The sequence below is a fragment of the Teretinema zuelzerae genome (assembly GCF_021021555.1).
Lineage (GTDB): Bacteria > Spirochaetota > Spirochaetia > Treponematales > Treponemataceae > Teretinema > Teretinema zuelzerae.
This window is the reverse complement of record NZ_JAINWA010000001.1, coordinates 221,906-236,722: the sequence shown is the minus strand read 5'-3', so window position 1 is coordinate 236,722 and position 14,817 is coordinate 221,906. Positions and strand designations below refer to the sequence as shown.

The 14,817-nt window shown below is 53.4% G+C and carries 7 protein-coding genes, 1 tRNA gene and 1 rRNA gene; 8 read left to right on the top strand and 1 reads right to left on the bottom strand.

The window, feature by feature from the left end; all coding sequences use genetic code 11:
* Positions 1-7: 7 nt before the first annotated feature.
* The 3 genes from K7J14_RS01120 to K7J14_RS01110 are packed head-to-tail and all read left to right on the top strand — an operon-like array spanning position 8 to position 2,958.
* The gene (locus K7J14_RS01120) at positions 8-655 is read left to right on the top strand and encodes an RluA family pseudouridine synthase (protein ID WP_230752218.1); all 648 of its coding nucleotides are present in this window, start codon (positions 8-10) and stop codon (positions 653-655) included.
* 37 nt (positions 656-692) lie between these two features.
* The gene (locus tag K7J14_RS01115) at positions 693-1,355 is read left to right on the top strand and encodes a DUF4912 domain-containing protein (protein ID WP_230752217.1); all 663 of its coding nucleotides are present in this window, start codon (positions 693-695) and stop codon (positions 1,353-1,355) included.
* A 13-nt stretch (positions 1,356-1,368) separates the two neighbouring features.
* The gene (locus K7J14_RS01110) at positions 1,369-2,958 is read left to right on the top strand and encodes a 1,4-alpha-glucan branching protein domain-containing protein (protein WP_230752215.1); all 1,590 of its coding nucleotides are present in this window, start codon (positions 1,369-1,371) and stop codon (positions 2,956-2,958) included.
* A 13-nt stretch (positions 2,959-2,971) separates the two neighbouring features.
* Here the strand turns inward: K7J14_RS01110 and K7J14_RS01105 are convergent, their stop codons facing one another.
* Positions 2,972-4,237 carry a UPF0164 family protein gene (locus tag K7J14_RS01105; RefSeq protein ID WP_230752214.1) on the bottom strand — a complete coding sequence of 422 codons (1,266 nt, stop codon included), beginning with the start codon at positions 4,235-4,237 and terminating at the stop codon, positions 2,972-2,974.
* A gap of 68 nt (positions 4,238-4,305) precedes the next feature.
* On the opposite strand from K7J14_RS01105, the gene K7J14_RS01100 reads away from it, so the two are divergent.
* The 5 genes from K7J14_RS01100 (at position 4,306) to K7J14_RS01080 (ending at position 14,760) form a co-directional block, all read left to right on the top strand.
* A complete protein-coding gene (locus K7J14_RS01100) occupies positions 4,306-7,314 on the top strand; it encodes a hypothetical protein (protein WP_230752213.1) in 3,009 nt (1,002 codons plus the stop codon).
* A complete protein-coding gene (locus tag K7J14_RS01095) occupies positions 7,311-11,951 on the top strand; it encodes a SpoIIE family protein phosphatase (protein ID WP_230752212.1) in 4,641 nt (1,546 codons plus the stop codon). Before K7J14_RS01100 ends, K7J14_RS01095 begins: the two co-directional genes overlap by 4 nt.
* A gap of 11 nt (positions 11,952-11,962) precedes the next feature.
* Positions 11,963-12,265: a hypothetical protein gene (locus tag K7J14_RS01090; RefSeq protein ID WP_230752211.1), complete on the top strand. Its 303-nt coding sequence runs from the start codon at positions 11,963-11,965 to the stop codon at positions 12,263-12,265.
* Positions 12,266-12,789: 524 nt separating this feature from the next.
* Positions 12,790-14,332, top strand: a 16S ribosomal RNA gene (locus K7J14_RS01085).
* Positions 14,333-14,686: 354 nt separating this feature from the next.
* Positions 14,687-14,760: transfer RNA gene (locus K7J14_RS01080), tRNA-Ile, on the top strand.
* Positions 14,761-14,817 lie beyond the last annotated feature (57 nt).

Below are 14,817 nucleotides of genomic sequence, written 5' to 3'. Positions count from 1 at the left end.
TCTCCTTGTGAAAGACGTACCTATTATATATGAAGACGACGAGCTCGTCATTGTGAATAAACCTTGCGGCCTTGCCGTTCAGGGCGGCGCCGGGATCAGCGTATGCCTGATCGATGTACTGGAAAAACAGCTTGGAGCCAAGGCCTATCCCGTGCATCGGCTCGACCGGGACACTGCGGGCCTGATTATCGTCGCAAAATCGTCGAAGGCCGCCGCGGACTTAAGCGATTTGGTTTCCGGCCGCGCGCTCGAAAAAGAATACAACGCAGTGTGCTTCGGCCTCCCGTCTCCCTCGTCAGGAGTCTTGAAAACCGATGCCGGAAAGGCCGGCAGGGAAAAGCCCGCTGAAACCCGGTACCGCGTCGCCTCGTCCGCAAACGGATGCGCTCTGGTTTCGCTGACGCTCATTACCGGAAGGATGCATCAGATCAGGATGCAGCTTGCTTCAGCCGGCACACCCATCATAGCCGACGACAAGTACGGAGACTTCGGCAAAAATCGCCTGATCCGCTCCGAACGCGGCGTTCGCAAGCTCCAGTTGGTGTCCCGTTCCTTAGGCGTTCCGATACAGGGAAAAATATGCAGATTCGAAATACCGCTGCCGGATCACATGCTTTCTTGCCTGGAATCGCTTGGTATACACGCTCCGGCTTGACAGACCCATCGGTTTTCTCCATCATACGCGGTAACTTATGGAACAGACACCCCTGAGCAGAGCATACCTAGAATCGCTTTCCACTTCCGACCTTGTATCTCTCGCAGAAGAGTACGGAATCGATGTTCCGGAAGGCCTAAACAGGCGTTTCATCATAGGCGAAGTGCTGGAAATCGCGGCCGAGGACAATAAGATCGCCGCCGAGACTGCAAGCCTTGTCGATACTGATATTCCGGCCTCCCCGGAGGTTCTTCCCGAAACATATAACGAGACCGCGATTACGGTTCTGATGCGCGATCCGGGCTGGGTTTTCGTGTTTTGGGATTTTCACTCGAATTTGTATTCCGCTCTGACGGGAAATCACAAGTTTGAATCCTTTTTCCTTCGGGTCAACTCTCAAGGAACTCAAAAGGACAGCGCTTCGGCTGACTATTACGACATCGACGTGGGCATCCGAGACCGAAAATGGTACGCGCATCTGCCTGTCGGCACCCAATGGTGCAGGGTCGATCTCTATACGAGAAATTCTCAGGAGAAAGAGCAACTGCTCGCGAAGTCCCAGGAACTGTGCGTTCCCTGCAGCGGTTTCGCGGAAGCCCCCCACGAGGAGAAGCGAAAGGTTCCACCCTTGCTTGAGCTCTCGGGTTTTACCGAATTACGGAAATCTCATTTCCGCAATCATCGACAATCATTTATGTGAGGGTACCGATTAGATGTCTGATTCGAACCTTGTCTTCGTGCTTGATGCGCATCTCCCCTTCGTTCGCCATCCGGATGTTCCCGGCTGCGTGGAGGAGACCGCTCTGTTCACATCTCTTTCGTATACCTGGCTTCCCTTGCTCCGAAGCTGCACCTCCTTGGAGACCGAGGGCGTGCCCTTCAAGCTGGGAATCGCTTTTTCGCCTACTCTCTGCGAAATGCTCTCCGATCCTCTTCTTCAGGAACGCTATATAGACACCCTCGACCGGACTATCGGTTTCGGGCTGAGCGAGCTGGACCGCTGCGCGGATATGCCGGAAGCCCGCGAGATGATCAAGCTTCAGCTTGATCTTGCCCAGCTGAACCGCCGCGACTTCGTCGAGATATATGAAAAGAATGTTCTGAAAAAATTCGATTATTTCGCGAATCGCGGATATATCGAGCTGTTAGCGACCACCGCGACCTCGTGCTATCTTCCTTTCTACAACGATATTCCCGAAGCGATAAACGCGCAGATCGAAACGGGTCTGCTTTCCTTCAGGGAGCACTTTACGGCTGTTCCGACGGGCTTCTGGCTTCCCGCCATGGGGTATTCGAGCGGAATCGAAGAAGTGCTCAAGTCCTACGGATTCCAATACACGCTGCTGGAATCCCACGGACTGATGTTTTCCGCGCCTCAGGCTGACCTCGGTCTTTTTTCTCCGGCCTGGTGCAGGAATAATTTTGCCGTTTTAGGGCGTGACAAGAGCGCCTGTCAGGAAATCGCCGGAGAAGAGAATTCCTTTTCCGCGAATTCTGTGTATCTCGACGTGGACAGGGATATCGGCTTCGAACTGTCAGAAGAAACTCTGTCTCCCTTGTTCGATGTACAGCTCGGCCGGCGGATTACCGGTTTCAGATACTGGCCTCGTTCCCGAGACTCTTCCTCTTCCAAGTGGTACCAGATCAGTAAAGCCCACGAACAGGTATGTCTGGACGCTTCCGCCTTTCTCGATAGAAGGGCGGAAGCCCTCGCGAAGGCTTCTTCCTTTCTCGAAGGCGCCCCTGTTTCCCTCGTGTGCGCGCTTCCGTCCGAGATGTTCGGCAGCGAATGGTACGAGGGCGTTTCCTGGCTGGAACAGCTCTTCAGGGCTGCAGCCGCGCGCCAGGATGTGTCTTTCGCCCTGCCTTCATCGGTGATCCGTTCGCGGGTCAGCGAAAAGAAGATAGATCCGTATCCGTCGTCCTGGTTTCCGAGCGGATACGCCGAGGAAGTCCTTAACAGCACGAACGACTGGATGTATCCGTATATCCAGAAGGCCACGCGACGGATGATAGATCTCGCCGAGCGCTTCCCCGACGATACGGGGCTGAAGGAACGTGCGTTGAATATGGCGGCGCGCGAACTGCTTCTGGCGCAAACGATGGATTGGTATATGCTCATGAACGACAGCGCGAAAAGCGACTACGCGCGCAGCCGTTTCGAAGAAAGCGTCCGCGCCTTCACCGTCGTATACGAACCCCTTGGATCGAATTTCATCAGCACTGAATGGCTCACGAACACGGAAAAAAAGCATAATCTTTTTCATTCCATGAACTATCGGGTATTCAGCCGCCGCAAGTGATTCCGTCTTCGATTTATTCCAGTTGTTGAAGTTCCTGAATGCGGGCTTGAATTTCCAGAGCCTGCGTAGCGGTGGCGATTCCTTCCTTTGCCGGATCGAATCGCCTGTCGATTTCCAGCACATCGGCCCAAATCTCTATCGCCTGATTCAAATCTCCGCTCGCATACAGCTTAAGTCCCTGGATATACAGCTTTTCGATGCGAATTCTTCGCGCCGCTCTTCCCCTGTCTCCCAGATTCAACTTGGCCGCAAGGCTGATTCGATTGAATAAAGCCGCCTGAGTGGTCATATCAAGGGTGTAGTTAATATTGAATTGAAAGTCGTTTACGTTTATTTCTCCGCCGATGCTTGCCCGGGGATTGCCGCCCTTGAGCTGAAAGCCTCCGAGAAAGGTGAAAAACTCGGCGAATTCCACCATAACGCCGGCTCCGGCGGCCATAAGACCCGAGTTTTCCGGATTAACCAGATTGACCGGCTGTTGAATTTCCGCAGACACGGTGATCGGATTCGCCGGTTTCCATGCAGCCCCTCCGGTTAGAACGCTCGGAAGGGGATCTCCCTGGACGGCCGGTCCGATGTTTCGAGCCGTCGCCCCGATGAAGAAGTTGGGATCCCGGGAACTGTACAGTTTGATCAGGTTGAATCGCGTCTGGAAACCGAAATCGCCCATGACTGTCAACGCGGATTGGCTGAATCCCGAACCTTCGACCGCGCCCGCGGTGTTATTAGAAAAGTCCGGCATGCTCCTGAATCCCGCTTTGATATTAGTTCCGACTGCGATTCCCTTGAAATAATAGCCGGAAAGGAAGTTATAGGAAAAATTGAGGATTCCGAGCGTTTCCGTATAGTATCCCCGTGAAACTCTCTCTCCATAGGTGTTATATTCAGTGAACGGCACATAAAAGCATCGGAGGGAAACGCCGTACCCCAGGTCGTCGGCTCGCTGCGTCCATGAAAGGGTTTCAAGGCGAGAGTCTGCGATCCAGTTATTATGGAATACGGCGAGTTCCGTGTTCGGCATGGTCGAGCTGCCGGCGGGATTGGTTTCAAAAAAGCTGATGTCGTTGGCCAATGCGGAAAAGGCTGACCCCATGGCTTCAGAGCGGCCGCCCCCGGGTATCAGCAGGGATCGAAAGGTTGTTTCGCCTTCGTTTTCGTCCACGAGCGGGGCGAGGATTCCTGACAGGTAGCTGTATGGATCGGATAAATCCAAAGCCTGAGCCGAAGAGGCCATGAGCGTCGAGAAGATGATGATCAGAAAACGACTGGTCTTTTGCATTCCCACTCCGAGTATATTGTATTTTCGGTTATTATTCTGCTCTTTTTAACTCCATACACCCGGTTTAGATGCCGAAATTCGATACAGGGGTTGGAGTCATACAGGCAAAAAAAGTGTACAAACAGCATTCCGTATTTTTAATCATACTTTTTTCTCTTTTTTTGTCGGTTCCCTTATGCGCGCGGGGCAACCAGGAGATAGGTCTGCCCAAGGTCGACAGACTCATCAAAGAACGGAATTACAACGAAGCCATTCTCGAGCTGGCGGCGTATATGAACGAAAACCCCGAAGATTTCGACGGCGCCCAGCGGCGAATCAAGCGCATCATCGATATGCGCGAGAATTATAATAAAAAGGCCATGGAGCTCTTGTTGGTATTGGCGGAAGAGCCGACCAACGACAAAAAAAAGCTTGAGATGATCGCTTTCATGGAAACCCTGGAGAAAAACCCGAACCAGGCCACCAGGGATTTCATCGCCGGTACGAAGGCGGCCGCCCAGTTCACGTATTACAGAGCCCGTTTCGACGAGATCATGAACGAGGCTAATCAGTTGATTGACGCGCGCGAGTGGGCTCGCGCTCCGGCCGTGTTTAACGAAGGTTTTTCATTTTATAAAACCGATTTCGACGAGACGAACGATCCTGAGACCGTATCAGAGGTGAACCGCAGGCTGGGAAACATTCTTTCCGCGAATGCCTCATACGTTGCCCTTCAGCTTCCGCTTGAAACGGCCGTCCTGGAAGTCCGCGCGGCTTTGGAGGCTGGAGACGCTCCAAGGATAGACACTGCGTTTTCCTCTCTGGCCGGAGTCGTCGAGGAGTACGCGAAAATCAGAAACCGCATAGCGGAGAACGGCTGGTTTTTCGAGGATTCCTTTATCGAGCTTCAAAAGACGGCCGAAGTCGTTACGGAAAACTCTTTTCTTCCGTTCGCCCTGCGTTTTACCCTTGGAAGGAAAACCTCTAACCGATTCGAAGGCATACTCGGCGCGATGGACTCCCAATATACCGTTATTCTCGGAGAACTCGATGCTTTGACCGATCAAGTTCTGCGTTCCTTCTGGCAATCGGCCCTTTCCGAGGCAGAAGCCGGCCGCTACGACTCTATGCTTCAGGCTCTTGATACATCGGCTCTCATCGCGCGTTCCGCGCTGCGCATGGACGGGCCCGGCCGGTTATTCGCGTACCGGGACGACACCTGGGGAAGGCGGGACCAGCCCAAAAGAACCGCGGAGCTCGCCTCCGTCGAAAGCCTGATGCGCGAGAGCTCGCAATACGCAACTCTTGTCCGGCGTTTTGAGTCGTTGGTTTCCACCGGAGCTTCGCCGTCCGGCATGACGGCGTCTCCCGCGGGCGTAAGAACATATCCTGACCAGACCTATATAAGCAGCCAGGCGAAAGCAGCCGAGCTTGATTCTATTCGCGCCGGGATACTCGAGAGCGTTCGGCGGGCTCAGGGTCTGGCCTCTATCGGAGCCTATGCCGACGATTATTCAGCACTGTTGGCGTCCCTGGACGAAAAAGTGCTCGGGTCGCGAAACGCACTGCACGAAGAAATGCTTCGCTATCTTGCAGACAGCGGCGGACAGATACTCGAACTTCGAACAGGCGAATATGAAGGGGCCTCGGCATATTTAACCGGCGTTCAAAGCACTCCCGATTCGCCCCTGTTATTCTATCCGGCAGAAGCTCTCTCTGCGTTCAATGCGCTTCGAACCGGCCTCGTTTCGGATCTTTCCTCCTTTAATAGAGTTTTAACGGCCCAGGCATCGCTGGGGACAGACATAAAGGTTCTGGAGTTTTACACCGCCGCTATTGCGAGTCTCGAAGAACGCCGCTCCGGCCTGGAACGGCTTGCCGGCTTGACGGCGACGGGCATCTCGCGCGCGAATTCCAGAATCCTCGAAGCCGCTGTCGCCCGGCAGGAATCGGAACGCCGGTATGCTCAGGCTCAGGCCGCTCTGCGCCGCAGCGATTTTCCGACAGCCCGCGACAATCTGCAACGCTCGCGAGATAAGGCGAGCGAGTCCCTCTCCATCCAGGAATCAGCGTCTTTTCGGCTTGATACCGATAAAAAGCTGGAACTTCTGGGCGCCGAGATCACCCGCATAGAGAACGAATCCGTGGTTCGGGAAGTCCGCGCTCTGATTTCCAGCGGAAAGAATTTCTATTATCAGGGCAATTTCGATCAGGCAGAACAGGTTTTTATTCAGGCGAAAACACGCTGGGCGGTGACGAATATCGAAGCGAACGCGGAAGTTACGAACTGGCTGGATATCATCAACATCGCTCTTTCCATGAAAACAGGGCGTACCATTCCCATCTCGGAGCCTCTGTACCCGCAGCTGAGCCAGATCCTGAGCGGCGCTAATACGCTATACTCGCGCGGAAAGGAATTGATCGAAAGCGGAAAACGAGCCGAAGGAACCGCGGTGCTGCAGGAGGCAAAGGAGAAGCTGCAACAGCTTCAGCTATTGTATCCCCTCAACCAGGACGCAGGCCAGCTTACCCTGTTGATCAATCAGCTCATCGATCCTACGCAGTTCCGGGTCTTCTTCAGGGATAAGGTCGAGTCCATCAGAATCAACTACCGTACGGAACGGCAGACAGCTTACAGCGATCTCTTGGATCTGTATCAGATTAATCCTGCCTATCCCGGAATACGAAGCCTGTTAACCGAGATCGAGTATTATCTGGGAATCCGCATCCCTCCGCCTGACCCGAAAGCCTTGGCCCGGTCGGCTGAATTGACCCGTCTGGCCCAGCGCACGTACGACGCGAACAGAAGAACGGAATTCGAATCGGCTCTCGTTCAGCTCGACGAGGCGATCAAGCTGAATCCCGATAACTCTGCCGCCGTAGCCCTGAAAGACCGCGTTCAAACAGCGATCGGCGGACAATCGCTGGCGGTGCTTTCCGCGGAAGATGAAGCGAAGTATAATAGGGCATTGCAATTATTGTTCAGCGGCGCGAAATACGACGCCCTCGCTTTGGTCAATGAATTGCTTCAGAGTCCCAAAAGCAGGAATTCTTCAAAAGTTCAGGATTTGAAAAAGAGGATCGAGTCTCAATTATGATGAAAAAAATCGTTCTGCTCGGTATTATGCTGTTTTCTCTTTTTTCATCCCTGTACGCGCAGGACTTTTATTGGGAATCGCCCGAGCCGCTGTATTCAGGCGACAGCCGATTCCCGATAGCGGCTTCTCTGGACGGACGGGCTGCCGTCGTATGGCAGGAACTCGATTCCGTTTCCGCGGAAGGCGGGCGGATATGGCTTTCCATACGGTACTTCGACGGCGTTTCCTGGCATGAGAATCGCCGGTTTGCCGGTCCTATCCCGTACGCGGGCGAAGTGCCTTCCATCGCTTCTCTCGCCCTTGCTTCGGAATCCAGGGTATTCATACCGGTGGCCGCGGGCGAAAACCGTATTTACGTGTACTCCTCGGCTGACGGATGCAGGAACTTCGAGCGGACCGTTTTGAACGGTTCTTCGTCATCGGTTTTGTCCCCCCATCTGTTCGAACGTTCAGACGGCGGATTCTTCATATTCGCGAGCAAGGGAGGGGAGGAGAACTTCTCTCTGGTTGTTTCCCGTTCCGACGACGGTTCGTCCTGGAGCTCCTTTTCCGATTTCTCCGCTACGTCGGCATTGCGCCGCCCGTTCTTGCCGGTTCACGCCGCAGTTTCCGGCCGCGATGTGGTCGTGTTCCAGGCGTTTTACGAAGGAAGCGCGCGTCCGTCCTATCAATTGTATTCAACGTATTCCGACGACGCGGGGCTGACTTGGAGCGAGCCGGTTCTCTTTACCGACTTCGGCGAGGCCGGCTCCCAGGACGCTGTAGCGGGCCGATTCGAAAACTTTCACAATCAGCGGCCTTCCGTCATGTCTTTCGGCGGAAAGCTTTCGCTTGTCTGGGAACGCGCCAGAACCGCGTCCCAGCGATATTCGATTTTTTATGCTGAGCTTGATTCCCGGGGAATGCTCGCGAATCAAGCAGAGCGCATATCATCCGCCGACGGGTATTGCTACGATCCCCAGATCGCGGAATATCAGGGGCTTCCCGCCGTCGTGTGGTACGACAACAGAAAAGGTTCTAACCGGGTCTATTTGGCCCTGAAAGACGGGTATCTGTGGAGCGAACGCGAGCTTTCGAGGGAATCGCGGGATTCAGTGTTCGGCAGAGTCGTCTCGGTTTCAGGGGCGCTGGAAGTATATTGGCAGCAGGCGGTTGCGAGGGGCGGATCCCGCGTCTATCGGCTCTCGCCCGATCAAACAGTCAGCCCTCCGCGTCTTGTACCCGCCGGTTTTCGCGATAAACGCAAAGGTCGGGGGGATCGAATTTCCGTTACCGTCGACCTTCCCGAAGATTCTTCTGGCATTGCCGGTTTTAACTGGGCGTATTCCTCCGATACACCCGGCTTCGTTCCAAATATGCTGTCCCGTCTTCCCGAAGACACCCGGATAACCGTTGAAGCTCCGACCGACGGCTCATGGTTCATCGGAGCCCGTGCGATGGATTATGCGGGAAACTGGTCGCAGCCGTCGTGGGTAGAATACATTCGGGATACGACGCCTCCCGCTCCACCCGTGATTGCCGAGTTCGATATCGACGGTTCAGGCTATGTATCGTCGAACTCCTTTAAAGTGCGATGGGATCCGGCCGAAGACGACGACATCCAGGGCTACTCGTGGCGCCTTGAGTATGTCGCTCCTCTTGAATATCTTCCCGTTTTGCAGCGTCGATGGTCCGCGGATGCCGCTTTTCCTGCGTCGGCCCAATCAGCATCGCCTGTCTCCTTCGACTTTCAGCAGGCCGCCTCCCGCTTCCTTCCTTCGCCGCGTCCTGCCTCATCCGTCCGTACGGCCGACCGGTCAGTATCCTTTACAAACCGCGACAACGGCATCTACGCAGTATCAGTTTCCGCCATCGACAGCGTGGGAAACATCGGCGCTCCGGCCGTCAAGTATATCGTTCTTAATAAGTACATTCCGTATACCTATATCACGTACATCGATTCGAAGGTCGATGAAACCGGCATCATAACGCTTTCGATAATCGGCCGCGGTTTTACCGAAGGCGGAAAGCTTCAGCAGATTCATTTCGACCGCGACGGCATGCTTCCCTGGGATGTCACCCTTGCCCCAGGATCGAATAGATTCGCCGTCGTCAACGACCGCCTGGTTTCAGGAATCGTGCTGTCCGAACTGGAAGAAGGCTCCTATCGCATCGCTCTTGACCATCCACGGCGCGGACTATACTTGAGCAAACCGTTATTAAGCGTTTCGGAATACGGAACGGTCAAATTCGGCTCCTACGATTACGAATTTACGCCGCCGTGGACCAAAGCTCCTCTTGCCGGCCGGTCCTTCCCCGGAGCTGAACGATTGTCTTTTTACGCGCTGCTGTTCTTCGCGGCGGTTGTATTCATATTCTCTTTTTACGGAATATCCCGGACCGCTCACGATTCGCTGCTGGTTCGACAGGAAATACGAGCTCTATTGACAGGAGACATTATGCCTTCGGAAAAGAAAAAACGATCGGTCGCTCTGAGGAAAAAAGGGGTCAGTCTGCGTTTCAAGCTGGCTTTCTTCACCACGAGTCTGGTCATATCGGTTGTCCTCGTCGTTTCGATTCCCCTCGGCCTGCAGTTTTCGGAAAATCAGGAAAAGACGCTCGCTCTGGGGCTGCAGGAGCGGGTTAATGTATTGCTGGAAAGCCTCGCTTCCGGGGCACGGGCGTACTTGCCCAGCCAGAACCTGCTTGAGCTCGGCTTCCTTCCGTCACAGGTGTCCGCCCTCGAAGAGGCTCTCCACTCTACGATAACCGGCCGGAAAAGCGACGGATCGAGCACCGGGATCGATTATGTGTGGGCTACGAACGATCCGGCCATCGCTTCGAAGATCGATTCCGCGGCATTGACCTACGGCGCCTCGATGCTCGTCGATCCGGACGCCTCCGAGATATCCTCGCGCGTTTCGGTGCTCGAGGACGAAGCTCGCCGCGCTGTCGGCGAACTCGCGGAAGGAATCAGCGCCTTGTCCCAGGAAGGCGTCAGGCTCGCGCTCAATACCGACGCAGCCTCGGCGGAACGCCGTTCGGAAATTCAGACGATCACCCGGCAGCTGGAAGAAAAGCTCACTACCGAGCTTTCCCGCATCGCGGCCGCCGGCACGGGATCATGGCCGCCGTACGACCCTTCGCAGCTGTCGCGCGATGTTACGCTTTATAGTTTTTTCAAGCCCGTCATGTATCGCCAGGGCGGTTCCGACTCATTCGTGCACGGAATCGTCCGCGTCGACGTATCGACTGAAAGCCTTTTGGAAACCGTATTGCAGGACCGGCAGGCTCTGGTTCGCACGACCGTATACGTCGCATTGTTCGCGGTTCTCATCGGAGTCATCGGGTCCCTGTTGCTCGCTTCCATCATCATTTCTCCCGTTCGCCGCCTTGCCTCCCATGTCGCCATGATCCGCGATACCGAGGATAAGGAAACGCTCGAGGGAAAGAATATTCATTTGCGCTCGCGCGATGAAATCGGCCTTCTCGGAGACACCATCAATGAAATGACTCATGGGTTGGTGAAGGCCGCCGCCGCTTCGAAGGATTTGACGGTCGGTAAGGAAGTTCAGAAAATGTTCATTCCGCTAGAGACCGACAGCAATGGCCGAAAGCTTACCTGCGGGCGTTCCGACGAGCCGTTAGCCGACTTTTTCGGCTACTACGAAGGTGCAAAGGGCGTTTCCGGCGACTATTTCGATTACATCAAGCTCGACGACCGCCACTATGCGATCATCAAGTGCGACGTCGCCGGTAAGGGCGTTCCCGCCGCCCTCATCATGGTCGAAGTCGCCACCCTCTTTCTCGACTATTTTACCGATTGGAAATATGAAAAGAACGGATATAAGCTGTCGCCGATGGTTTCCCGGATCAACGATCTCATAGAATCGCGCGGCTTCAAGGGCCGGTTCGCCGCGTTCACCCTGTGCATCCTGGATTCTAAATCCGGCAATGTGCATTTTTGCAACGCGGGCGATAACCTCGTCCATGTGTACGAAGCGCGCAGCCGTAAAATGAAAACGATCGCCCTGCATGAAAGCTCGGCCGCCGGCGTGTTTCCCTCGTTCATGGTGGACATGAAAGGCGGTTTCCAGGTAGAAACGATTAAATTGAATTCGGGAGACATTCTCTTTCTTTATACTGACGGCATCGAAGAAGCAAAGCGTTTGTTCCGAACCTCCGATCTCAAGGTTCATGCCTGCGCCGAACCCGGACTCGAACAGGATGCGCCTCACGGGTCTCACTCGGTCGGACAGGACAATGAAGAGCTCGGCCCGGAGCGCGTCTCTGAAATTATCGAAGCGGTTTTTTCAAGAAAAATGTACACGCTCTATAAATGGCATAATCCCGATCCTTCGGAAATATTCGAGTTCGACTTTACTTCATGCGAGGGCACGGTAGAGGAAGCGATCCTTGCGCTGGTTTCCGTTGAAAAGATTTTCCGCATGTATAAGGATCCTTCGGCAACAGATTTCGATCGTGTTCAGGTCGACCGGAAAGTCGATCTCTTCCTGAATCGGCATTTCAGGCAGTACGGATCATTCTGCGGGAACCGCAAGGATCATCCGGAGTATCCCGAATACTTGTACTACACGAATATTCGCGAGGATTCGCAATACGACGATCTTACTATATTAGGCGTCAAGAAGAAGTAGGGGGGGCAGAAATGACAAAACAGGAATTCACAGACGGATTGTTTTCCGCTCTTGTGTTTTTTGTAGACTCGATAAAAGCAGCGTTTTACTGGATCCGGGACAATTCCGGCGGTTTCGCTGCAACTGTTGACTTGCACCGCATCAGATTGGAAAAACAAAGAAAACTCCAAGCCCTTGGATCCGCCGCCTATCGATGTTTCCGTGATTGCGTCGACATTTCTATTGACGATGTACAGGTAGCTTCCCTTTGCCGTGAAATTCAAAAATTGGAAGCAGACGAAGAACGCGTTAACGAAAAGTATAAAAAAAGTTGAAAAGCTATTGACCCTTTTTCCGATGCTTGCTATATTCATTTTCGTTGCAGCGAAACGGCTTGCCGGTTGAAATGCAGCGGTTCTTTGATGATGATTCGGACGTTCCATTCGGTTTTGTTCCAACAATCCAAAGAAGTTAAAATAACTCATTATTCGCCCTTGGGCGTATGATATTGCCGCTAAACCCGAACAGGGGATGGCAGCGAAAATGGTCTTTGAAAATAAAGGGAAGGGAAAGAAGGACGCTGTTTGAAGCGTCAGTATACGAAGAGAAGAACGCTTGTAACAGAGCATTCTTTTGATAGTGTGCAGACAACCAAACGGTGAGGTTCGCGAAAAAGAGAAGAGAATAACAAACCTCGATAGATTGCTGGAATCGGAAACGAAGAAGCGGTCTTGACGCTTTCTGAACAAGAGTAGCTCTGCAAAGGGCGAAAAAAAAGAAGAAAGCAATTCCTTTAAATAGATTAAAGGGAGAGGACTTGAAAATGATATCTTGATCCCGCAAGGGATTTAGAGAATATATCATGGAGAGTTTGATCCTGGCTCAGAACGAACGCTGGCGGCGCGTCTTAAGCATGCAAGTCGGACGGCAAGGGGAGCTTGCTCCCCCTAGAGTGGCGGACTGGTGAGTAACGCGTGGGTGACCTACCCTTGAGATGGGGATAGCCATTAGAAATAGTGGATAATACCGAATACGCTCTTTTTGCTGTGGCGAGAAGAGGAAATCAGGCTACGGCCTGGCTCGAGGATGGGCCCGCGTCCCATTAGCTAGTTGGTGAGGTAACGGCCCACCAAGGCGACGATGGGTATCCGGCCTGAGAGGGTGTACGGACACATTGGGACTGAGATACGGCCCAAACTCCTACGGGAGGCAGCAGCTAAGAATATTCCGCAATGGACGAAAGTCTGACGGAGCGACGCCGCGTGGATGAAGAAGGCCGAAAGGTTGTAAAATCCTTTTGCTGATGAAGAATAAGTGGTGTAGGGAATGACATCATGATGACATTAGTCGGTGAATAAGCCCCGGCTAACTACGTGCCAGCAGCCGCGGTAACACGTAGGGGGCAAGCGTTGTTCGGAATTATTGGGCGTAAAGGGCATGTAGGCGGTTTGGTAAGCCTGGTGTGAAATCCTGCAGCTTAACTGTAGAATTGCATTGGGTACTGCCAGACTTGAATCACAGAGGGGAAACTAGAATTCCAGGTGTAGGGGTGGAATCTGTAGATATCTGGAAGAATACCGGTGGCGAAGGCGGGTTTCTAGCTGATGATTGACGCTGAGGTGCGAAAGTGCGGGGAGCAAACAGGATTAGATACCCTGGTAGTCCGCACCGTAAACGATGTACACTAGGTGTTGGGGCATGAGTCTCAGTGCCAAAGCTAACGTGATAAGTGTACCGCCTGGGAAGTATGCCCGCAAGGGTGAAACTCAAAGGAATTGACGGGGGCCCGCACAAGCGGTGGAGCATGTGGTTTAATTCGATGGTACGCGAGGAACCTTACCTGGGTTTGACATCAAGTGGAATGGTATAGAGATATATCAGCGTAGCAATACGCCGCTTGACAGGTGCTGCATGGCTGTCGTCAGCTCGTGCCGTGAGGTGTTGGGTTAAGTCCCGCAACGAGCGCAACCCCTACTGCCAGTTACTAACACGTTAAGGTGAGGACTCTGGCGGAACTGCCGGTGACAAACCGGAGGAAGGTGGGGATGACGTCAAGTCATCATGGCCCTTATGTCCAGGGCTACACACGTGCTACAATGGTAGCTACAAAGCGATGCTAAACCGCGAGGTCACGCAAAACGCAAAAAAGCTACCGTAGTTCGGATTGAAGTCTGAAACCCGACTTCATGAAGTTGGAATCGCTAGTAATCGCGCATCAGCACGGCGCGGTGAATACGTTCCCGGGCCTTGTACACACCGCCCGTCACACCATCCGAGTTGAGGGTACCCGAAGTCGCTAGTCTAACCCGTAAGGGAGGGCGGTGCCGAAGGTACGCTTAGTAAGGAGGGTGAAGTCGTAACAAGGTAGCCGTACCGGAAGGTGCGGCTGGATCACCTCCTTTCTGAGAGAAAGGCGAAATGCTTCGCATTTCGCCCTGGAGTTTCCGGTCTTCGACCGAAAACATCCATGGGCAAAGAGCAAGCGTTTTAATAGAAGCTTTCTGCCTAACGGCAGAAGCTTCGACAAACGGTTAGCGATAACCGATTGTTACGAAAAAAAAGTCCCTGGCGCTGCAATGCGCGTGTACAACAGGGCACATTCGAATCGAATCAAAACGAATCTTGAAAATCCTTCTTTCCCTTTACCTTTTTTTATACAGAAAGACGAGTTTTTTCCTCCATATTTCGCAGGCGTCTCCGGTACGAACGGGGAGCGAAGCGAAAGAAAAGAGGGGTTTAAGACTTCTGTTTCTGACGGGCCTGTAGCTCAGTCGGTTAGAGCACTTCTCTGATAAGGAAGGGGTCATTAGTTCAACTCTAATCAGGCCCATTGATCTGACCCGGACGAGTGAAATACAGGTTCGGAAAAGAAAGAAGCCGGTTTTGA

Excerpts from the sequence above, each read along its gene's own strand:
- K7J14_RS01105 (WP_230752214.1), bottom strand. The coding sequence starts at position 4,237 with ATGCAAAAGACCAGTCGTTTTCTGATCATCATCTTCTCGACGCTCATG.
- K7J14_RS01090 (WP_230752211.1), top strand. The coding sequence starts at position 11,963 with ATGACAAAACAGGAATTCACAGACGGATTGTTTTCCGCTCTTGTGTTT.
- K7J14_RS01115 (WP_230752217.1), top strand. The coding sequence starts at position 693 with ATGGAACAGACACCCCTGAGCAGAGCATACCTAGAATCGCTTTCCACT.
- K7J14_RS01100 (WP_230752213.1), top strand. The coding sequence starts at position 4,306 with ATGCCGAAATTCGATACAGGGGTTGGAGTCATACAGGCAAAAAAAGTG.
- K7J14_RS01110 (WP_230752215.1), top strand. The coding sequence starts at position 1,369 with ATGTCTGATTCGAACCTTGTCTTCGTGCTTGATGCGCATCTCCCCTTC.
- K7J14_RS01095 (WP_230752212.1), top strand. The coding sequence starts at position 7,311 with ATGATGAAAAAAATCGTTCTGCTCGGTATTATGCTGTTTTCTCTTTTT.